The sequence below is a fragment of the Nocardia otitidiscaviarum genome (genome assembly GCF_007362295.1).
GTDB classification, from domain to species: domain Bacteria; phylum Actinomycetota; class Actinomycetes; order Mycobacteriales; family Mycobacteriaceae; genus Nocardia; species Nocardia otitidiscaviarum.
On the sequence record NZ_CP041695.1, the window covers coordinates 2,249,645 to 2,271,487 of the forward strand.

Annotated in this window: 11 protein-coding genes, 3 rRNA genes and 3 pseudogenes; 13 read left to right on the forward strand and 4 right to left on the reverse strand. The window is 66.6% G+C overall.

The features are described 5' to 3' along the window. Window positions 1-2 precede the first annotated feature (2 nt). Entirely contained in the window at window positions 3-1,523 is a 1,521-nt protein-coding gene (locus FOH10_RS09740) for a multicopper oxidase family protein (protein ID WP_143980458.1), read from the reverse strand. 137 nt (window positions 1,524-1,660) lie between these two features. Between FOH10_RS09740 and FOH10_RS09745 the strand changes: the two genes are divergently transcribed. Next, window positions 1,661-2,827: a low temperature requirement protein A gene (locus FOH10_RS09745; RefSeq protein WP_143980459.1), complete on the forward strand. Its 1,167-nt coding sequence runs from the start codon at window positions 1,661-1,663 to the stop codon at window positions 2,825-2,827. Between the two features lie 192 nt (window positions 2,828-3,019). Here the strand turns inward: FOH10_RS09745 and FOH10_RS09750 are convergent, their stop codons facing one another. Then, window positions 3,020-3,739, reverse strand: coding sequence for a DsbA family oxidoreductase (locus FOH10_RS09750; RefSeq protein ID WP_143980460.1), 720 nt, complete (start codon window positions 3,737-3,739; stop codon window positions 3,020-3,022). Window positions 3,740-3,972: 233 nt separating this feature from the next. Here FOH10_RS09750 and FOH10_RS09755 point away from each other — a divergent pair, with 233 nt between their 5' ends. The 4 genes and pseudogenes from FOH10_RS09755 to FOH10_RS09770 form a co-directional block, all read left to right on the forward strand. Further along, the gene (locus tag FOH10_RS09755) at window positions 3,973-5,142 is read left to right on the forward strand and encodes an NAD(P)/FAD-dependent oxidoreductase (protein ID WP_143980461.1); all 1,170 of its coding nucleotides are present in this window, start codon (window positions 3,973-3,975) and stop codon (window positions 5,140-5,142) included. 10 nt (window positions 5,143-5,152) lie between these two features. Beyond that, window positions 5,153-6,050 (forward strand): annotated as a pseudogene (locus FOH10_RS36250) (RNA polymerase sigma-70 factor). A gap of 45 nt (window positions 6,051-6,095) precedes the next feature. After that, entirely contained in the window at window positions 6,096-6,719 is a 624-nt protein-coding gene (locus tag FOH10_RS09765) for a DNA-3-methyladenine glycosylase (protein WP_143980462.1), read from the forward strand. Between the two features lie 87 nt (window positions 6,720-6,806). Then, window positions 6,807-7,259, forward strand: a pseudogene (locus FOH10_RS09770) (Clp protease N-terminal domain-containing protein); the annotation flags it as partial. A gap of 90 nt (window positions 7,260-7,349) precedes the next feature. Here FOH10_RS09770 and FOH10_RS09775 read toward each other — a convergent pair. Further along, a complete protein-coding gene (locus tag FOH10_RS09775) occupies window positions 7,350-8,864 on the reverse strand; it encodes a 2-isopropylmalate synthase (protein ID WP_143983978.1) in 1,515 nt (504 codons plus the stop codon). 210 nt (window positions 8,865-9,074) lie between these two features. Between FOH10_RS09775 and FOH10_RS09780 the strand changes: the two genes are divergently transcribed. The 7 genes and pseudogenes from FOH10_RS09780 to FOH10_RS09810 all read left to right on the forward strand — a co-directional run bounded on the left by FOH10_RS09780 (window position 9,075) and on the right by FOH10_RS09810 (window position 20,402). Then, window positions 9,075-9,752 (forward strand): FadR/GntR family transcriptional regulator, encoded by a 678-nt coding sequence (locus FOH10_RS09780; RefSeq protein WP_143980464.1) that lies wholly within the window; start codon window positions 9,075-9,077, stop codon window positions 9,750-9,752. Window positions 9,753-9,932: 180 nt separating this feature from the next. Continuing rightward, window positions 9,933-11,213: a tyrosine--tRNA ligase gene (tyrS, locus tag FOH10_RS09785; RefSeq protein ID WP_039818447.1), complete on the forward strand. Its 1,281-nt coding sequence runs from the start codon at window positions 9,933-9,935 to the stop codon at window positions 11,211-11,213. 577 nt (window positions 11,214-11,790) lie between these two features. Then, window positions 11,791-13,309 (forward strand): 16S ribosomal RNA (locus FOH10_RS09790). A gap of 296 nt (window positions 13,310-13,605) precedes the next feature. Continuing rightward, a 23S ribosomal RNA gene (locus FOH10_RS09795) occupies window positions 13,606-16,717 on the forward strand. 97 nt (window positions 16,718-16,814) lie between these two features. After that, a 5S ribosomal RNA gene (gene rrf / locus FOH10_RS09800) occupies window positions 16,815-16,931 on the forward strand. The 16S, 23S and 5S rRNA genes sit together here, the layout of an rRNA operon. A 1,178-nt stretch (window positions 16,932-18,109) precedes the next feature. Beyond that, window positions 18,110-19,036: pseudogene (locus FOH10_RS09805) on the forward strand (hypothetical protein); the annotation flags it as partial. A 457-nt stretch (window positions 19,037-19,493) separates the two neighbouring features. Continuing rightward, entirely contained in the window at window positions 19,494-20,402 is a 909-nt protein-coding gene (locus FOH10_RS09810) for an HAD-IIA family hydrolase (protein ID WP_143980465.1), read from the forward strand. A 287-nt stretch (window positions 20,403-20,689) separates the two neighbouring features. Here the strand turns inward: FOH10_RS09810 and FOH10_RS09815 are convergent, their stop codons facing one another. Continuing rightward, window positions 20,690-21,454: a class I SAM-dependent methyltransferase gene (locus FOH10_RS09815; protein ID WP_143980466.1), complete on the reverse strand. Its 765-nt coding sequence runs from the start codon at window positions 21,452-21,454 to the stop codon at window positions 20,690-20,692. 119 nt (window positions 21,455-21,573) lie between these two features. Here FOH10_RS09815 and FOH10_RS09820 point away from each other — a divergent pair, with 119 nt between their 5' ends. Continuing rightward, on the forward strand, window positions 21,574-21,843 hold the full coding sequence (locus FOH10_RS09820) for a hypothetical protein (RefSeq protein ID WP_081592394.1): 270 nt from the start codon (window positions 21,574-21,576) through the stop codon (window positions 21,841-21,843).

The following is a 21,843-nucleotide window of genomic DNA, read 5'->3' on the forward strand; positions in this document are numbered from 1 at the left end:
GCTCAGTGTCCGCCGTGGCGCGGCGGCGTCCCGGCGGACCCGCCCGGTTCGACCACCACGAACTGCCCCATCATGCCCAGATCCTCGTGCCAGAGCAGATGGCAGTGGTACATGTAGGGCGTATCCGGATCGGCGGGCCCGTCGAAACGCAGGGCGAGCCGCACGGTCGCGCCCGGCGCGATGTACACGGTGTCCTTCGGCCCGCGCAGAGCGGCGGGCGGTGGTGAACCGTCCACCGTCAGCACCCGGAACTGCACATCGTGCACATGGAAGTTGTGCGGCATGCCGTCGGTATTGCGCACCGTCCAGATCTCGGTGGTGCCCTGGGTGACGGTCTCGTCGATCCGATCCATATCCATGGGCCTGCCGTTGATCTGGGCGAACTGAAGATCGAAGGTGCGCTCCCGCACGGCATTCGAGCCGTCGGGGGTCTGCGCGGGCACCAGTGCTTCGGGCACCCCGGGTGCGGGGCGCAGGGTCTCGGCGGCCCGCAACTCGAGGATGTCGAAGCGGTCGTCGCCGCCGGCGAAGCGCTGTCCGAAGAAGTCCAGCCCGGCGTCGAAGGGGTAGCCCCGCAGCACCACCCGTTCGGCGGGTCGCATCCGCACCACGATCTCGGCCCGCTCACCCGGTGACAGCTGGACCCGGTTCAGCTCGACCGGTCGTTCCAATAGTCCACCGTCGGAGCCGATCAGCGCGAACGGCCGGTCGTCGGCGAAGCCGAAGTTGTAGACGCGGGCCGTGGAGGCATTGAGCAGACGCAGCCGGATCAGCTCGTCGCCCACCTCGCGATACGGCGACAGCGTGCCGTTGACCATGATCCGGTCCCCGAGAAACCCGACGTCCCGGAACATCTGGTGGGTCCCGTTCAGCTCGCCGCCGCGAAAACGCACGTCCTGCACGATGATCGGCAGATCGTTCACCCCGTAGTCGCGCGGCAGCGCCAACCCGTCGGCAGCGTCGTCGTCGAGAATGAACATGCCCGCCAGCCCGCGCCGCACATGGGATTCGGTCTCCCCGTGCGGATGCGGGTGGTACCAGAGCGTCGCCGCGGGCTGATCGACCAGCCAGTGCGGTGTCCACGTCGCCCCGGCCGCCACCGGCTGATGCGGCCCGCCGTCCATCTCCGCCGGCAGGTGCATACCGTGCCAATGCACCGACGACCGCTCCGGCAGTGAGTTGCGCACGGTCACCCGCACCTGCTCACCGCGCCGCGCCCGCAGTGTCGGACCGAGATGATCGCCATTGAACCCCCACGTCGGCGTGACCACACCCGGTTCGAATTCGCGCTGCCCCGAATGCATCTCGAGTTCGAAGACCCGAGTGCCATCGGTGTCGACCCGGGACGGCGCGAGCGGTGGTATCGCGAGTTCGCGGTCGAAGTCCACCGTGCCGACGGTGGAGATGTCCGCCGTGGAATACACCCAGGCGAATCCGCCCGCGACCGAGACGATGATGACCACGAGAACCGCCGCGCCGCCGAGGAGTATCCGCCGCATGCGCGACCTGCGTACCGATGACATCCCTCGAAGCTAGAAAACAGCAGGTAGACGCCACATCCGGCAAAGCCCGGAGATCGCCCCCGAACCCACCCTGAAATCGCGCGTCACGCCCCGCGGGTCAACGGGCGGCGACGTACGGATCGCTCTACTCTCGCCGGGTGAGCAGTACACATCCCACCGAAGCCGCCGACGGCGGACAGCTCCGCGTCTCCACCCTGGAGCTGTTCTTCGACCTGGTCTTCGTCTTCACCATCATCCAGCTCTCGCACGTCTACACCCACCACCCGGGCTGGGTGGAGTTCGGTCAGGTGGCCTTGATGTTCGGCGTCATCTGGTGGATGTACTCCGGGTACGTGTGGCTCACCAACGAGGTCGCGCCGAGTACATCGGTGCGGCGCACCTGGCTCATGGTGGGCATGTTCGGCTTCCTCGTCATCGCCCTCGCCGTTCCCGAGGCGTTCCACGGTTCCGGGCTGGCCTTCGGGCTGGGCTATCTGCTCGTGAATACGGTGCACACCGGGCTGTTCTATTCGAACGGGGGCGCCTCGGTCACCCCGGCGGTGGTGCGCTTGGCCGCGTTCAACGGCCTCTCGGCCGGACTCGTGGTGGCGGGCGGGCTGATTCACGGCTGGCCGCGCTACGCACTGTGGGCGCTGGCGATACTGGTGCAGATCGTCACGCCGTACCTCATCGATACGAGTGGGTTCGTGATCCGGGCCAGCCACTTCTGTGAGCGGCACGGACTGGTCGTGATCATCGCGATCGGAGAGTCCATTCTCGCGGTGGGCTCGGGTCTGGCCGGGCTGGACCTCACCCTCGGCCTGGCCGGAATGGTCGCGCTCGCACTGACTCTCGCGTATGTACTGTGGTGGGCCTTCTTCGGGTTCGACGACGAGCGCGGGGAACAGGTGCTGGGTGCCCTGCCCGCGGCCGCTCGGCCCCGTGCCGCGGTGCTGGCCTACGGTTACGCGCTGATTCCGCTCGTGATCGGCATCGTGATGACCGCCGCCGGACTGCAATTGAGCATCAGCGAGGGCGGTGCGCGGCTGCCCGCCGCGGCGGCGTTGGCGCTGTCGGGCGGGGTGGCACTGTTCTTCGTGGGACAGTGGGCGTTTCGGCTGGTGCTCGGCCTGCCACGGCCGTGGTGGCGGTTGATCGCGGCGTTCGCCACGGTGGCTACCGCCGGCGTCGGGGTGGTGTGGGTGGCGTGGGCGCAGCTCGTGGCGCTGATCCTGGTCGCCTACGGTTTCGTCATCGCCGACGATATCGTCGGCGTGCGCGGGGGAGAGCACAGTCGCTATCTGCCGTCCAGCCCCCAAAAGTAGTGAAACGCTTCAGCTTCTAACCGGCGTCGGGGTGGGTTATGGTCGGCCCGGTACGACTTTCGGGGTGTCGGGTCACCGGGCATCTCGTCCCGCCGCACGCCACCGCGCGCAGGGCGTCGCGGCACGCGCGGTCGGTCGCCGATGCGGGGCGGCCGGCCGCGCGCCCCACCCCGGATCACCCGCTTGTATGGCTCAATCCCGCTGCGGCACAGCGCATCCGTCGGGGCCGCAGGCATCCTCGCCGTCCAGCACCTCGAGTCGCGGCTGTCGCTCGCTCCATGCCCGATCCAGCGCCTGCGCGAACACCTCGGGCGGCTGGGCGCCCGATACGCCGTAGGTGCGGTCGAAGACGAAGAACGGCACGCCGCGCGCACCCAGCCGGGCCGCCTCGGCCTCATCGGCGCGTACCGCCTCGGCGTACGCGTCCGGGTCGGCGAGTACCGCGCGCACCCGGTCCTCGTCGAAACCCGCGCCCACCGCCACCGACACCAGGCGCTCGGTATCGCCGAACAGCGGCCGCGCATCCGCGAAATTGGCCTCGTAGAGCGCGTCCAGCAGCGCTTCCTGCCGTCCCTGCGCCAGCGCGAAGTGCAGCAGCCGGTGCATATCGAAGCTGCTGCCGAAATCGCGCCCCTCGGTCCGATAGGTCAACCCCACCGCCTCGGCCTGCGTTCCGATACCGCGCTCATTGGCCGCGGCCTGTGCCTCGCTGATGCCGTACTTCTTCGCGATGTACGGGATCACCGCATCGCTGTGCCCCTTGCCGAGGGTGGGGTCCAGTTCGAAGGACCGGTGCACCACCCGTACCTGGTCGCGATGCGGGAAGTCGTGCAGTGCCTCCTCGAACCGCCGCTTGCCCAGATAGCAGAACGGGCAGTTGATATCGGTCCAGACCTCGACCTGTACGGCCATCACACCTCATTCCAACGATTCGGCGCGGACGCCGATGACCGCCCGCGAGTGCCGCGGCACCGCTCTGGTGCAACCAGGTGACCAGCGCGAATGTTCCATGGTCCGCATCACTCCGGCACCCGCACACAGCCTTCCCGGTGAAGTGACGCGGGTCACAGTCGCGGGCTGTCACGTTCTCGGAGGCTGCCCTGTCCCATGGTCGACAGCGAAGAACGAGTACGTGTGAGGCAGATATGAACCACGACGAGATCCACGAGGTCGTCATTCTGGGAGCGGGCTACACCGGCATGCTCACCGCTGCCCGGCTGGCGCGGCGCACACGACGGCTGCCGGTGCGAATCACGCTCGTCAACCCGTCGGCGCGCTTCACCGAGCGACTGCGCATGCACCAGGTCGCCGCCGGCCAGGAATTGGCGCACCACTCGATTCCCACGGTGCTCGACGGCTCCGGCGTGGTGTTCCGGCAGGCCGCCGCGACCGCCATCGATCCGACCGCGCGGACGGTCACCCTCGACGACGGCGCCACCCTCGGCTATGACACCCTCGTCTACGCCCTGGGCAGCAGCACCGATACCGCGCTGGTGCCGGGCGCCGACGAACACGCGTGGACCGTCGACGATCCCCGGCGGGCACACCGGTTCTCCCGGCGCCTCGCGGAGGTGGCCGCGACCGGTGGCACCGTGACCGTCTGCGGCGGCGGACTCACCGGAATCGAGGCGGCCACCGAGATCGCGGAAAGCCACCCCGGGCTCACCGTCACCCTGGTGACCGACAGCCGACCCGGATCGATGATGGGGGAGCGCGCACGGGCCCACCTCGAGCGCGCCATGGACCGGCTCGGCATCGTCCGCCGGGTGGGCGTGCGCGCCACCAAGGTGCTGCCCGAGGCGGTATGCCTGGACACCGGCGAACACCTCGGCTCCGACCTCACCCTGTGGACCACCGGTGTCCGGGTTCCGCCGCTGGCCGCACGCGCGGGCGTCGAGACCGACGCCCGCGGGCGCATCGTCACCGACGCCACCCTGCGCTCGGTCTCCCATCCCGAGATCCACGCCGTCGGTGACGCGGCCGCGGTCCGCATGCCCTGGGGCACACTGCACGGCACCTGCCAGAGCGGAATGCCCACCGCCGCCTACACCGCCGACGCCATCACCCGGTTGTTGCGGGCGAAGCCGCTGCGGCACTTCCGGTTCGGCTACTTCCACCAGCCGCTCAGCCTGGGCCGCAAGGACGCGGTCATCCAGTTCGTCCGGGCCGACGACACCCCCGGACGCTGGTACCTGCGCGGCCGGGCGGCGGTGTTCTACAAGGACAGCGTGAGCAGCAGCCCGATCCCACTCATCACGATGAGCAAGCGCCTGCCGGTCGCGGTGAAACTGTCCCGAGGCGTGCGCGCTGGGTGAGGATGAGGACATGTGGGACGAGACACCCGACACGGCGGCCGCCGACCCTTTCGTCGAACACCGCCGTCTGCTGTTCGGCACCGCCTACCGGATGCTCGGCAGCGTCGCCGACGCCGAGGACATCCTCCAGGACGCCTGGCTGAAATGGCATGCGGTGGATCGAGATTCGGTCGAACATCCGAAGTCCTACCTGGTGCGGACCGTCACCAACCTGTCGCTGAACCGTCTCACCTCCGCCCGCGCCACCCGCGAGACCTATATCGGCCCGTGGCTGCCCGAACCCCTGCTCACCGGCCCGGATTCGGCCGCCGAGGAGACCGAGACGGCCGACAGCGTATCGACGGCCATGCTGGTGGTCCTGGAGACACTCAGCCCGGTCGAGCGCGCGGTCTTCGTGCTGCGCGAGGTGTTCGGCTACTCGCACGGTGAGATCGCCGGATTCCTGGACCGGCCGGAGGCCACCGTCCGCCAGATCGGGCACCGGGCGCGGGCACGTCCGATCCCGCCGCCCCCGCTTCGACACCGATACCGCGGCGCGCTCCCGGGTCACCGACCGCTTCCTGGCGGCCTGCCGCGGCGGCGATGTCAATGCGCTCATGGAACTGCTGGCCCCGGAGGTCACGCTGTGGAACGACGGCGGCGGCAAGGTCACCGCCGCGCGCCGACCGCTGCACGGACCCGACCACGTCGCCCGCTGGCTGCTGGGCGTCCTGGCCAAACCCGTACTCACCGGCATCACCCTCGAAACCGTGGTCGTCAACGGCGAACTGAGCATTGTCGGCAGGCTCGGTGACCATCCGGTGGGCGTCATCACCTTCGACATCCTCGACGGGCACATTTGGCACCTGCGCTTCCAGGTCAACCCCGACAAACTCGCTGGTCTCCGTCCGTCCGGCGGGGTTCACTAGCGGCGGCGACCCGGCGAGATCACGCATCGGGAAGAATGGACGCCCGTGAGCGCCGCAGAACTCGCCGTGGAACCCCTGTCCGCCGCCCGGCGACTGCTCGGTGCGACGCTGTGGTCCGGTCCGGTGGCACTGCGCCTGGTCGAGGTCGAGGCCTACGGCAGCGACCCGTCCGGACCGTGGCCCGACCCGGCCGCGCATTCGTATCCCGGGCCCACCCCGCGCAACACCATCATGTTCGGGCCGGCCGGAATGCTGTACGTCTATCTCAGCTACGGCATGCACACCTGCGTGAACGTCACCACCGGTCCGGACGGCACGGCCAGCGCCGTTCTGCTGCGCGCCGGTGAGATCACCGCCGGACACGAGCAGGCGCGGGCCCGCCGCCCCGCCGCCCGCACCGACGCCGCCCTGGCGCGCGGTCCCGGCAATCTCGGCAGCGCGCTCGGAATCGCCTTGGCCGACTACGGAACTCCGCTCTTCGATCCGGCATCGCCGATCCGTCTCGAACTCGGCCCGGAACTCACCGACCCCTCCGTCATCGGCGTCGGCCCGCGTGTCGGCGTCAGTGTCGCCGCCGATCAGCCGTGGCGGCTGTGGCTGCGCGACTCCCCGGCGGTCTCGGCCTACCGGCGCAGCCCGCGTGCTCCGCGACTCGACCGCCCGGCCTGATCGCGCGCCGAACCCGAGAGGTTTCGCCCCCGATACGGTCACGCACGGACTACCGTGGAATCGAAACCACACCCCACAGGCGGTTCCATGTTCGAACGATTCAGTGACAACACCCGCCGCGTCATCGTGCTGTCCCAGGAGGAAGCCCGGCTGCTCGGGCACAACTACATCGGCACCGAGCACATCCTGCTCGGTCTGACGGCCGAGCCGGACGGGACCACCGCGGCGCTGCTCGCCGACCTCGGCGTCGAACTTCCCGCCCTGCGCGAACGCGTCGCGACCATGATCGGCACCTCCGAGGGCGAGCCCAGCGGCCACATTCCCTTCACGCCGCGCGCCAAGAAGGTGCTGGAGCTGTCGCTGCGCGAGGCATTGCTGCTGCGCCACAGCACCATCGCCCCCGAACACCTGCTGCTCGCCCTCGTCCGGGAGGGGGAGGGCGTCGCCGCGCAGATCCTCGTCGCGGTGGGTGCCGACGCCGACCGGGTGCGCAAGGCGGTACTCGCGCACTTCGGCGGCGCCGGACCCGCCCCCCGCGAGCTGCCGCCGCCCGCCGAACGGGAACTGCGACAGCGGATCACGGCACTGGAGAGCCGCGTCGCCGACCTGGAGCGGCGACTCGGCGACACCTCATCCGGTGATGCCGGAGCCTGAGACGGCCGCTTCCCGAGCCGGGGCCATCCGCACCACCCACCGCACCCCGGCCGCGGTCCGGTACTCCCGGTAGGTGACCGTCACCGACTCGGTGCCGCGATCGATGTGCTGGCGGGATTCCGACAGCACTTCCGCGTCCGGTCCCGGCGGCGACACCTCGACATACACCCGCGTGAACAGCTCCCACAGCTGTTGCGCCGACACCTCGGCCCCGCTGTCGTCGCTGTGTCGCTGCACATGTCTCGCGAAATCGATCTGCAACCGGCGCGGCGGTTCCAGCCCGAATTCGGTGTGCAGCAGATAGGCGATCCCGCCCTTGCCCGACTGCGAGTTGACCCGGATGACCGCGTCGTAGGACCGCCCTACATCGGCCGGATCGATCGGCAGATACGGTACCTCCCAGGCGATATCGCGCTCCGACCTGCCGAGCCGCGCGGCCCGCTCGCGATGTGCGGCGAAGCCCTTTCGAATCGCGTCCTGATGGGTTCCGGAGAAGGCCGTGTACACCAGATCCCCGGCGTACGGGTGCCGTTCGTGCACCGGTATCCGCGTGCAGTACTCCACCGTGCGGCGGATCGCGTCGATATCGGAGAAGTCGATCATCGGATCCACGCCCTGCGCATGCAGATTCAGCGCCAGTGTCGCCAGATCCACATTGCCGGTGCGTTCGCCGTTGCCGAATACGCAGCCCTCCACCCGCTGCGCCCCGGCCAGTACCGCCAACTCCGCGCACGCCACACCGGTACCGCGGTCGTTGTGCGGATGCACCGACAGGATCACCCCGTCGCGGCGCGCCAGATTCCGGTGCATGTACTCGATCTGGTCGGCGTACACATTCGGCGTCGCCACCTCCACCGTCGCGGGCAGATTGACGGTGACCGGCCGCTGCGGGCCGGCGTCCCACAGCGTGGTCATCCGGTCGCACACCTCCAGCGCGAAATCCGGTTCCGTCAGCATGAAGACCTCGGGGGAGAACTGGAATCGCACATTCGGCATGGCGTCGGCCAGTTCCAGGATGTCGCGCCCGCCCGCGACGATCCTGTCCGCCAACTCCGTACGCGAGCTGCCCAGGACCACATCGCGCCAGGTCGGCGCGGTGGCGGTATACATGTGGACGACAACCTGATTGGGTATGCCGCGAATCGACTCCATCGTGCGCTCGATGAGGTCGCGCCGCGCCGGGGTGAACACGACGATGGTGACATCCGCCGGGGCCACCGCCTGGTCGGCGAGCAGACGCACGAATTCGAAATCGGTGCGGGAGGCACTCGGGTAGCCGACCTCGATCTCCTTGTATCCCATGGTGATCAGCAGTTCGAAGAATCGGCGTTTGCGTGCCGGATCCATGGGCTCGGCCAGTGCCTGATTGCCGTCGCGCAGATCGACCGGCACCCACAGCGGGGCGGCGGTGAGGCGGTTCGACGGCCAGTGTCGATCGGTCAGTGGAACCGAAACACGCTGATACACATCGCGATACCGGTGCGACGGCATGGCCGAGGGCTGCTGGCGGTTCCAGATCGGGGGAGTGGGCATGTGCTGTACTTCCTTCGCGTCGGTGAGACGACCGGCACGGCACAGCGACCCGCGAGCGGGGTGCCGGTCGATCAGACCCCGCCGCGGCGGCGAAGGAGAAGCAGGGCACCCGTATGCATGCGGCCTACACTAGAGCCCGATAACTCCTCAGACAAGTAGAGAGGTGGGATACCCGTGTCGCAGGTACAGCGGCATCCGCTCGCCGCGCAGGCCGCCGAGGTACTGCTGAGTCACATCCGCGCGGGTCGGTGGGCGCTCGGACACAAACTGCCCGGGGAGACCACCCTGGCCGCGCAGCTCGGAGTGGGACGCTCCACCCTGCGCGAGGCGATTCGCGAGCTCTCCGGTCGCGGCGTCCTCGAAAGCCGCCAGGGCGCGGGCGTTTTCGTCACCGCCCTGGATGTGACCGAGGATTGGGACACCGTGCTGCGCCGGGCCGACATCGTCACCGTCATCGAGGCGCGCATCGCCATCGAAACCGAGGCCGCCGCCTTGGCCGCGAGCCGACGCACCCCCGCCGACCTCCGTGCACTGTGGCGGACGCTGGGCGCCCGCGCCGAAGCGGGGGCCACGGCCGAACGGCTCGTGGACGCCGACACCGACTTCCACCGCACGGTCATCACCGCCGCCCACAACGACATCCTCACCCAGCTGTTCGACGCCTTCGTGCCGCGACTGCGCCGGGCCATGGTCGAGATGCTGCGCATCCGGCCGGTGGCCGATGCTCGCGCCGACAATCGTGCCCATGAAGAACTGGTGGAGGCCATTCGAGCCCGCGATGCGACGGCCGCCGCCACCGCCAGCCGCGCTCATCTGACCGCTCTCAAGGCGACCTTCGTCGACTAGCTCGGGAACCGAACGGTTCCGTCTCCTGACGGGTACGCCCCGGAAACTCGCTGGCCGTCCCGGCCGCGGTCGCGCACACTCGGCGGCGGACCCCGGCGCGCATGCGCCCGCCCGGGGCCGATTCCCGAATGGCAGACCTCTGCGCAGGTCTCCGGTATCCGTGCGGAAAGATGGGGTGACGTGAGCGGCGACATCATCGATGAACTGACCTGGCGCGGACTGATCGCACAGTCCACCGACCTGGACGCCCTGCGTGCGGACCTGGCGAAGGGCCCGCTGACCCTCTATGCCGGATTCGACCCGACCGCGGCCTCCCTGCACGCCGGGCACCTGGTCCCGCTGCTGACCCTGAAGCGCTTCCAGCAGGCCGGGCACCGCCCGATCGTGCTGGCGGGCGGTGCCACCGGGCTGATCGGCGACCCCCGCGATGTCGGCGAGCGCACCATGAACTCCACCGACACCGTGGCCGAGTGGGCCGGCCGCATCCGCTCCCAACTAGAGCGCTTCGTCGATCTCGACGATTCGCCCACCGGTGCCATCATCGCCAACAACATGGACTGGACCGGCCCGCTGAGCGCCGTCGCCTTCCTACGCGATATCGGCAAGCACTTCTCGATCAACGTCATGCTGGCCCGCGATACCGTCAAGCGGCGGCTCGAATCCGACGGCATGTCCTACACCGAGTTCAGCTACATGCTGCTGCAGGCCAACGACTTCGTGCAGCTGCGCCGCAACTACGGCTGCCGCCTGCAGGTCGGTGGCTCCGATCAGTGGGGCAACATCATCGCGGGCGTGGAGCTCAACCGCCGCGTGGACAGCGAATCCGTCCATGCCCTGACCACACCGCTGGTCACCTCGGCCGACGGCAAGAAGTTCGGCAAGTCGACCGGCGGTGGCAGCCTGTGGCTGGATCCGGAGATGACCAGCCCGTACGCCTGGTACCAGTACTTCGTGAACACCGCCGACGCCGATGTGGTGCGCTACCTGCGCTGGTTCACCTTCCTCACCAAGGAGGAGTTGGACGAGCTGGAGCAGGCCACGGTCGAGCGCCCGCACGCCCGCGAGGCGCAGCGTCGCCTGGCCGCGGAGATGACCACGCTGGTGCACGGTGAGGAGCACACGCGCGCGGTCCAGCTCGCCAGCCAGGCCCTGTTCGGTCGCGGCGAACTGCGTGAACTCGACGAGTCCACGCTGGCCGCGGCGCTGACCGAGGCAGCGGTCGAGGGCAAGGTCGCCGAGGCCGACGGCACCGCCACCATCGTGGACCTGCTGGTCGCCTCCGGCCTGTGCGAGAGCCGCGGCGCGGCGCGGCGCGCGGTCAACGAGGGCGGAGCGTCGGTGAACAACGAGCGTGTGTCCGATCTGGAGTGGACGCCCGCGGAGGGCGACTACCTGCATGGACGCTGGCTGGTGCTGCGGCGCGGCAAGAAGAACTTCGCGGGAGTTCGTCGAGCGGGCTGAACGAAGGGGGTGGGACACGGTCCCGCCCCCTTCTCCCTTATGCGCGGAAGAGATCGCCGAGAGCTGGGTCACAAACTCGTGGCCCAACCCGGCGATCTTGTCGTTTCGGGGCTTCGCGACCTGCGCAAACACCTTCGCGACCAGGCGATTTGACGTTCCGTTTTCCGCCACGTAACTTATTCCAGGTCAGAGCGACACGGACACCGACCGGGACCGAAACCCCAGCTCAGAGCAGGGAATACGGGATCGGAGAACGAGGTTGGACGAGGAGCGCCTGGCGCGAACACCCCAGTCCGAAACTGGTACTTGACTCCGAGGGGTCAGGTGGTTAGGCTGGAAAAGTTGCCTCGCTGGACAATCGATCAGATCGGTTCGATGGTGTGTGCGTGTGTTCTTTGAGAACTCAATAGTGTGTCGATGAATGTCAGTGCCAAATATTTTTTGGTTCCGGCGCTTACACCCCCGTGTGGGTGTCGGACATTTAGTCAGCTAATTTCCGGCTGGCGATTGTTTTGCTAGGTTTTCGGACTCTGGTTCGATTATTCTTCTGATTCACCTTCGGGTGTTTCGAGAGTCTTCAACGGAGAGTTTGATCCTGGCTCAGGACGAACGCTGGCGGCGTGCTTAACACATGCAAGTCGAGCGGTAAGGCCCTTCGGGGTACACGAGCGGCGAACGGGTGAGTAACACGTGGGTGATCTGCCTCGCACTCTGGGATAAGCCTGGGAAACTGGGTCTAATACCGGATATGACCACGAATCGCATGGTTTGTGGTGGAAAGGTTTACTGGTGCGAGATGGGCCCGCGGCCTATCAGCTTGTTGGTGGGGTAACGGCCTACCAAGGCGACGACGGGTAGCCGGCCTGAGAGGGCGACCGGCCACACTGGGACTGAGACACGGCCCAGACTCCTACGGGAGGCAGCAGTGGGGAATATTGCACAATGGGCGAAAGCCTGATGCAGCGACGCCGCGTGAGGGATGACGGCCTTCGGGTTGTAAACCTCTTTCGACAGGGACGAAGCGCAAGTGACGGTACCTGTAGAAGAAGCACCGGCCAACTACGTGCCAGCAGCCGCGGTAATACGTAGGGTGCGAGCGTTGTCCGGAATTACTGGGCGTAAAGAGCTTGTAGGCGGTCTGTCGCGTCGATCGTGAAAACGTGCAGCTCAACTGCGCGCCTGCGGTCGATACGGGCAGACTAGAGTACTTCAGGGGAGACTGGAATTCCTGGTGTAGCGGTGAAATGCGCAGATATCAGGAGGAACACCGGTGGCGAAGGCGGGTCTCTGGGAAGTAACTGACGCTGAGAAGCGAAAGCGTGGGTAGCGAACAGGATTAGATACCCTGGTAGTCCACGCCGTAAACGGTGGGTACTAGGTGTGGGTTTCCTTCCACGGGATCCGTGCCGTAGCTAACGCATTAAGTACCCCGCCTGGGGAGTACGGCCGCAAGGCTAAAACTCAAAGGAATTGACGGGGGCCCGCACAAGCGGCGGAGCATGTGGATTAATTCGATGCAACGCGAAGAACCTTACCTGGGTTTGACATACACCGGAAAGCCGTAGAGATACGGCCCCCCTTGTGGTCGGTGTACAGGTGGTGCATGGCTGTCGTCAGCTCGTGTCGTGAGATGTTGGGTTAAGTCCCGCAACGAGCGCAACCCTTATCTTATGTTGCCAGCGCGTAATGGCGGGGACTCGTGAGAGACTGCCGGGGTCAACTCGGAGGAAGGTGGGGACGACGTCAAGTCATCATGCCCCTTATGTCCAGGGCTTCACACATGCTACAATGGCCGGTACAGAGGGCTGCGATACCGCGAGGTGGAGCGAATCCCTTAAAGCCGGTCTCAGTTCGGATCGGGGTCTGCAACTCGACCCCGTGAAGTTGGAGTCGCTAGTAATCGCAGATCAGCAACGCTGCGGTGAATACGTTCCCGGGCCTTGTACACACCGCCCGTCACGTCATGAAAGTCGGTAACACCCGAAGCCGGTGGCCTAACCCCTCGTGGGAGGGAGCCGTCGAAGGTGGGATTGGCGATTGGGACGAAGTCGTAACAAGGTAGCCGTACCGGAAGGTGCGGCTGGATCACCTCCTTTCTAAGGAGCACTTCTACACACTGCGTCACACAGGTGATTGTGGGTGTGTCAGAGACCGTTTCGGACCCGAACGTGGTCCGGCGGACGCTCATGGGTGGAACACTGACATGTGCCGAGCCTGGCTCGGATGTAGTCGACACACTGTTGGGTCCTGAAAGAACAGACGTTCTTTCCAGGCAAAAACGACGAGGCTGGCTTTCAGTCATACCGCGCAACGTTGGTTGTGGCTGGTGCTGGGTAAAGGGTCAGGCTTGTGTGTTGTTTGAGAACTGCACAGTGGACGCGAGCATCTTTGTTAGTAAGTGTGTAAGAGCGTACGGTGGATGCCTTGGCACCAGGAGCCGATGAAGGACGTAGGAGGCTGCGATAAGCCTCGGGGAGCTGTCAACCGAGCTGAGATCCGAGGATTTCCGAATGGGGAAACCCAGCACGAGTGATGTCGTGTTACCCGCGCCTGAATATATAGGGTGTGTGGAGGGAACGTGGGGAAGTGAAACATCTCAGTACCCACAGGAAGAGAAAACAACAGTGATTCCGTGAGTAGTGGCGAGCGAAAGCGGATGAGGCTAAACCGTGTGGATGTGATAGCCGGCAGGCGTTGTCCATGCGGGGTCGTGGGATCATTCTTCTCAGTTCTGCCGGACTGAGCGACAGTCAGAAAAGATCGCGTTAGCTGAATTGGTCTGGGATGGCCAACCGTAGACGGTGAGAGTCCGGTAGGCGAAAACGTGTTCTCTGTCGTGGATGACTCCCGAGTAGCAGCGGGCCCGTGAAATCTGCTGTGAATCTGTCGGGACCACCCGATAAGCCTGAATACTACCTGGTGACCGATAGCGGACTAGTACCGTGAGGGAAAGGTGAAAAGTACCCCGGGAGGGGAGTGAAATAGTACCTGAAACCGTGCGCTTACAATCCGTCAGAGCCCTCCTTTGTGGTGGGGTGATGGCGTGCCTTTTGAAGAATGAGCCTGCGAGTCATCGGTATGTGGCGAGGTTAACCCGTGTGGGGTAGCCGTAGCGAAAGCGAGTCCGAATAGGGCGCCCAGAGTCGCATGCTATGGACCCGAAGCGGAGTGATCTACCCATGGCCAGGGTGAAGCGACGGTAAGACGTCGTGGAGGCCCGAACCCACTTAGGTTGAAAACTGAGGGGATGAGCTGTGGGTAGGGGTGAAAGGCCAATCAAACTCCGTGATAGCTGGTTCTCCCCGAAATGCATTTAGGTGCAGCGTCACGTGTTTCACGCCGGAGGTAGAGCTACTGGATGGCCTAGGGGGCCCACAAGCTTACCGAAGTCAGCCAAACTCCGAATGCCGGTGTGTGAGAGCGTGGCAGTGAGACTGCGGGGGATAAGCTTCGTAGTCGAGAGGGAAACAGCCCAGATCGCCGGCTAAGGCCCCTAAGCGTGTACTAAGTGGAAAAGGATGTGGGGTCGCAGAGACAACCAGGAGGTTGGCTTAGAAGCAGCCACCCTTGAAAGAGTGCGTAATAGCTCACTGGTCAAGTGATCCTGCGCCGACAATGTAGCGGGGCTCAAGTACACCGCCGAAGCCGCGGCACTCAGACATTAATCTTGCTTTCGAGCCAGGAGTCTGGGTGGGTAGGGGAGCGTCGTGTAGCCAGGGAAGCAGCAGGGTGACCTAGTTGTGGAGGCTGCGCGAGTGAGAATGCAGGCATGAGTAGCGAAAGACGAGTGAGAAACTCGTCCGCCGAATGACCAAGGGTTCCTGGGCCAGGTTAATCCGCCCAGGGTGAGTCGGGACCTAAGACGAGGCCGACAGGCGTAGCCGATGGACAACGGGTTGATATTCCCGTACCCGTGTACCCGCGCCCAATGGCGAATCAGTTGTGCTAACCGTCCAAAAGCGGATGGACTCCCTTCGGGGAGCCGGAAGTGGCTGCACGGGACCCTGATTGTAGTAGTCAAGCGATGGGGTGACGCAGGAAGGTAGCTGGGCCAGGTGATGGAATACCTGGTGTAAGCCGGTAGGGCGTCGTGTAGGCAAATCCGCACGACATATAGCCTGAGAGGTGATGCGTAGCCGATTGAGGCGAATTCAGTGATCCTATGCTGCCGAGAAAAGCCTCTAGTGAGTTGGTACACGGCCCGTACCCCAAACCGACACAGGTGGTCAGGTAGAGAATACCGAGGCGATCGAGAGAACTGTGGTTAAGGAACTCGGCAAAATGCCCCCGTAACTTCGGGAGAAGGGGGACCCGGGCTGGTGAACACCTTTGCGGTGGGAGCTGGTCGGGGTCGCAGAGACCAGAGAGAAGCGACTGTTTACTAAAAACACAGGTCCGTGCGAAGTCGTAAGACGATGTATACGGACTGACGCCTGCCCGGTGCCGGAAGGTTAAGAGGACCGGTTAGCGCTTCGGTGCGAAGCTGAGAATTTAAGCCCCGGTAAACGGCGGTGGTAACTATAACCATCCTAAGGTAGCGAAATTCCTTGTCGGGTAAGTTCCGACCTGCACGAATGGCGTAACGACTTCTCTGCTGTCTCAACCACAGACTCGGCGAAATTGCATTACGAGTAAAGATGCTCGTTACGCGCGGCAGGACGAAAAGACCCCGGGACCTTCACTATAGCTTGGTATTGGTGTTCGGTACGGTTTGTGTAGGATAGGTGGGAGACTGTGAAAGCGGCACGCTAGTGTCGTGGGAGTCGTCGTTGAAATACCACTCTGATCGTATTGGACCTCTAACCTCGGACCCTGATCGGGTTCAGGGACAGTGCCTGGTGGGTAGTTTAACTGGGGCGGTTGCCTCCCAAAATGTAACGGAGGCGCCCAAAGGTTCCCTCAGCCTGGTTGGCAATCAGGTGTCGAGTGCAAGTGCACAAGGGAGCTTGACTGTGAGACAGACATGTCGAGCAGGGACGAAAGTCGGGACTAGTGATCCGGCACCGGCATGTGGAAGCGGTGTCGCTCAACGGATAAAAGGTACCCCGGGGATAACAGGCTGATCTTCCCCAAGAGTCCATATCGACGGGATGGTTTGGCACCTCGATGTCGGCTCGTCGCATCCTGGGGCTGGAGTAGGTCCCAAGGGTTGGGCTGTTCGCCCATTAAAGCGGCACGCGAGCTGGGTTTAGAACGTCGTGAGACAGTTCGGTCTCTATCCGCCGCGCGCGTTAGAAACTTGAGGAAGGCTGTCCCTAGTACGAGAGGACCGGGACGGACGAACCTCTGGTGTGCCAGTTGTTCCGCCAGGAGCACTGCTGGTTGGCCACGTTCGGAAGGGATAACCGCTGAAAGCATCTAAGCGGGAAGCCTGTTCCAAGATGAGGTTTCTCACCCCCTCGAGGGGGTAAGGCCCCCAACAGACCATTGGGTTGATAGGCCAGAACTGGAAGCGCGGTAACGTGTGGAGGTGACTGGTACTAATAGGCCGAGGACTTACCAACAAAGCTGCTACGCGTCCACTGTGCGGTATCTGAAACAACACACGCATGCTCGAACCCCCGGGTTGGGGTGTTCGTGGTGTGGACAGTTTCATAGAGTTACGGCGGCTATAGCGGTGGGGAAACGCCCGGTCCCATTCCGAACCCGGAAGCTAAGGCCACCTGCGCCGATGGTACTGCACTCGACAGGGTGTGGGAGAGTAGGACACCGCCGGAACATCCTTCACGAAAGGGGACCCAACACTGGGTCCCCTTTCGGCGTTTCAGCACCCGGTGCCGCGAGGACGCTCGACGCTGCGTGATTGAATTTGAGTTGGCGGGTTCCCCCGTCAGCCCTCACGCGCAGCGCAGCGCCGCGGCCGGGTACGGCAGGCACAACAGGACTAGAGAGGGATCACCGTGTCGGAGCAGAACGACGGCAGGAAGCCGTTCCGCCGTAGCAGCGGATCGGGCCAGGGCGGTTTCCACCGTTCGGGACGTGATGACGCGGCGGGCGATCGACGAGACCAGGACCGGGCGTCCGGTCCGCGCCGCGAGGGCGGCTACAACCGCGACAGCTCCGGCCGTGGCGAGAACCGCGGCGGCTTCCGCCGCGAGGGTGAACGCGGGAACTCCCGCCGAGACGACGACCGCGGCTTCCGCCGCGGCGGTGAACGTGACGACCGAGGCGGTTTCCGCGGTGATGATCGCGGCGGTTCGCGTGGTGACGATCGGGGCGGCTTCCGGCGCGGGAATGACCGGGGTTTCCGCCGGGACGACGACCGCGGCGGTTCGCGCGGCGACAATCAGCGCGGGGGCTACGGCCGCGGCGACGACCGGGGTGGTTTCCATCGCGGTGATGATCGCGGTGGCTCCCGTGGTGACGATCGGGGCGGCTTCCGGCGTGAGAACGACCGGGGTTTCCGCCGCGATAACGAGCGCGGCGGTCGTCGTGACGATGACCGGGGCTTCCGCCGTGATGATGCTCGGGGGCCACGCCGCGACGACGAGCGCGGTGGGTCGCGCTTCGGCGGCGACCGGGGCGGTTTCCGTCGTGAGGGCGGCGAGCGCGGCGGTTTCCGTCGTGACGACGACCGTGGCGGTAATCGCGGCGGCTTCTCGCGCGACAACGCCGGGCGGGACGGTGGCCGGGGCTTCGGTCGCGACAACGCCGGGCGCGGAGAGGGTTCCGGGCGCGGCCACGAGCGTCGGGGCGACCGAGAAGGCTTCGGCCGCAGTGGATTCGGCGGCGACAAGCGCGACCACGGCGGTTTCAAGGGCCGCGACTCCGCGGGCCGTGACTCCGCGGGGCGCGACGACCGTCGCGGCTTCGGCGGCGGCGAGCGGCGGGACTACGGTCGCGACGACGACCGTCGCGCTGGCGGCCGAGACGACGACCGCCGCGGCTTCGGGCGCGATGACCGTCGCACCTTCGGGCGCGACGAGGATCGGCGCGGTGGTGATGATCGCCGTGGTTTCGGCGGCCGCGATGAGGATCGTCGCGGGGCCGGGCACGAGGGGCGTGGCGGTTTCGGGCGCGGCGGTGATGACCGCCGCGGTGCCGGGCGCGAGGACGAAGGCGGCCGGAATGTCCACCGGGACAGCGCGGATCGTCGCCGCGGCGGCGAAGGTGCTGCCGCGGGTGGTCGCGGCAGCGATCGGCGTCCGGCCCGCCCGGACGAGCCCGCCCTGCCGGAGGACGTGCAGCCCGGCGATCTCGACGGTGCGGTGCGCCGTGATCTGCTGAGCTTGGACAAGAACAATGCCGAGACCGTGGCCCGGCACCTGGTGATGGTCGCTCGTCTGCTGGAGGAGGACCCGGAGCAGGCGCTCGAACACGCGCGGGCGGCGCGGCAGCGGGCCGGGCGGATCGCCGTGGTGCGCGAAACCGCCGGTGTCGCCGCGTATCACGCGGGGGAGTGGGCGGAGGCGCTGTCCGAGCTGCGGACCGCCCGCCGCATGTCCGGTGGCGCGGGCTTGCTGGCCGTCATGGCCGACTGCGAGCGCGGCCTCGGCCGCCCCGAACGCGCCATCGAACTCGGCCGCAGCGATGAGGCCCGGCTGCTGAAGGGCGACGAGGCCACCGAACTGCGCATCGTGGTCGCGGGCGCCCGCATGGACCTCGGTCAGTACGACCAGGCCGTCGTCACCCTGCAAACTCCCGACCTGGACCCGAGCCGCACCGGCTCGGCCGCCGCCCGCCTCGATTACGCCTACGCCGAGGCCCTCCTCGCCGCCGGTCGCGAGGAGGAGGCCCTGACCTGGTTCATGAACGCCGCCTCCGCCGACCTCGACGGTGAAACCGACGCTGAGGAGCGCGCCGCCGACCTGGCCGATCCGGACTCCGTCGAGTGGGCCAGCAACGCCGCCTTCACCGATGACGACGAGGCCGACTCCGTCGAGAACGACTCCGTCGAGGACGGCAGCGTCGCGAAGGACACCACCGCGGACGACACCGTCGCAGACGCCGTGGCCGCCGCAACAGGCGACGACAAGGACACTGTCGCGGACGCCGAAGCCGCCGCTACCGGCGACGACACGGACATCGTCGCGGACGCCGAGGCCGCTGCTACCGGCGACGAGACGGACATCGTCGCGGACGCCGAGGCCGCTGCCACCGGCGATGACACGGATACCGCCGCGCTGGCCGATGCCGTCACCGATGCCGAGGCGGCCGCGGACGCCCTGGCCGCCGACTTCGGCGACGACACCGTGCCGGACGACTCCGAGCGGTCCGACCGCGGCTGAGGTTTGGTCTCGCGGCGCGGGTGGCAGGACAACGAGAGAGGGGAGCGGCGGAATGCGGCTACGGGATCGGTTCGGTGCGCTGCTGTTGGATCTGGATGGCACGCTGTTTCGCGGTCATGCTCCGATTCCCGGTGCGTCGGAGGCGCTGTCGAGCGAGGGCGCGACGCAGCGGTTGCTGTACGTGACCAACAACGCGAGTCGCTCGGGTGCCGGCGTGGCCCGGCATCTGCGCGAACTCGGTTTCACCGCAACCGAAGACGAGGTGGTCACCAGCGCGCAGGCGGCCGCGCACCTGCTGGCCGCGCGCCTGGCGCCGGGCTCCACCGTGCTGGTGGTCGGCACCGACGACCTGGTGGCCGAGGTGGAAGATGTCGGCCTGCAACCGGTCCGGCGCTTCAACGGCATCGCCCCCGCCGCCGTGGTGCAGGGTCACTCCCCGCACACCGCATGGGCCGATCTCGCCGAGGCCGCCTACGCATTGCGCGCGGGTGCGCTGTGGGTGGCCGCCAACACCGACGCCACCCTTCCCAACGAGCGCGGATTGGCCCCGGGCAACGGGTCCATGGTCGCCGCCCTGCGCACCGCTTCCGATCGTGAGCCCACGGTGGCGGGCAAGCCGCACGCGCCGCTCATGGAGGACGCGCTGGCACGTGCCGGAACCCGCTCCGCCCTGGTCGTCGGCGATCGTCTCGACACCGATATCGACGGCGCCCTCACCGCCGGTCTGGAATCGCTCATGGTGCTCACCGGCGTCAGCACGCTCGCCGACCTGAACAGGCGGCCCGACCGGCTCCCCACCTTTGTCGCGGAATCCCTCGACGCTCTGAATCATCCCGTGGCCGAACACGATCCGATCGCCGTCGACGGTGGGGACATCGCCGACCGCATCGCCGAACTGCTGGCGCGACACCCGGGCCGCGCGATACCGGTCGCCACACCGCCGGAGCCCCGCACCGCATAGCACCTCGGACCGGCGGACCGCGCGTCGGCCACCCGCTGGATCGGCACGGCGGGAGGATCAGCAATGCGGCAGGATCGTCGAACTCCGGCGCCAACCTGACTCTCGGCCGCGGATCCGCGCGCCGCGGATGATGAGGAGAGACCCCGCCACACACAACTGGCGAGCACGAGGACGCCGGGTGCGATGCGAAGCGGGAAGTGCCCGAGAACTACGGGCAGGAACGGCACGAATCCGGCCACGAACACCTGCGCCGCATATCGGCGGTGCCCTCGCGCGCCGGATTGCCCCTACGGCCGCGCGGGCTTGCGCGCCTCGACCAGGGTGCGCGCGGAGTACGCGATGAACGGGCCTTCCCGCTCGATCCGCTGGTGCAGGTCGCGCAGTCGGTCGCGGTAGGCGTCCACGGTGAAGCCGGGCACCATCCAGATGACCTTGCGCAGGAAGTAGATCACCGCGCCGATGTCGTGGAACTCCATGCGCAGCCGTTCCGGCTCACACCGCACGATCTCCAGCCCCGCCGCCCGCGCCGCGCCGGTCTCGGTGTCGGGATGGCGTTCGCCGCGCGCCTGCGGCTGCGGCCCGAGGAAGTATTCGACGAGTTCGAACACACTGGCCGGGCCGACGTGCTGGGCGAAGTAGGTGCCGCCGGGTTCCAGCACGCGCGCGATCTCCGCCCACCAGATGGTGGCCGGATGCCGACTCGTCACCAGATCGAAGGCGTCGTTCGCGAAGGGCAGCGGCGGTTCGTCCGGATCGGCGACCACCACGACCCCGCGCGGATGCAGCAGCCGGGTGGCCTGCACCAGATTCGGCGGCCACGATTCGGTGGCGACCATGGTCGGTGGATACGTCGGTGCCTCGGCCAGCACCTCACCGCCGCCGGTCTGGATGTCCAGGGCGGCGCGCGCCCGCGCCAGCCGCCGCGCCTGCTGCTTCTGGTACCCCCACGACGGGCGCTCCTCGCTGGCGCGGCCGTCCAGCCAGGAGAAATCCCAGCCGTCCACCGATACCGACTCGGCCTCCGCCACGAGTTCGTCGAAGTCACATCCCATAACCGTCGATCCTCGCAGTCCGGGGCAAACGATTTTCGCGGCGCGCCCGGTCGGCGACCGGATCGGAGGGGATGCGGTACGTGTGTTCGAATGTGAGTTCCGGTAGCGTTGTCGCCACGATGACTACGCCCACGCCACGCCCGCATGCGCCCGTGCCCGGCCCCCGCCCCGGGGCGCCACTGCCCGGTCAGCATCTGCCGGGTGCGAATCAAGCGGACTTCGCCGATCCGGATCGGGTGCGCGCGGAGGTCGACGAGTTGCTGGCGGAATTGCACGCGGGTGCGCGGGATTCGAGCGGCGAGGGGATCGATATCGCGCGGCGGGCCCGCATCCTCGAGCAGGCGCACGAGGTCTTGGTGCAGGCCCTGGCAACGGTGGACAAGATCTGA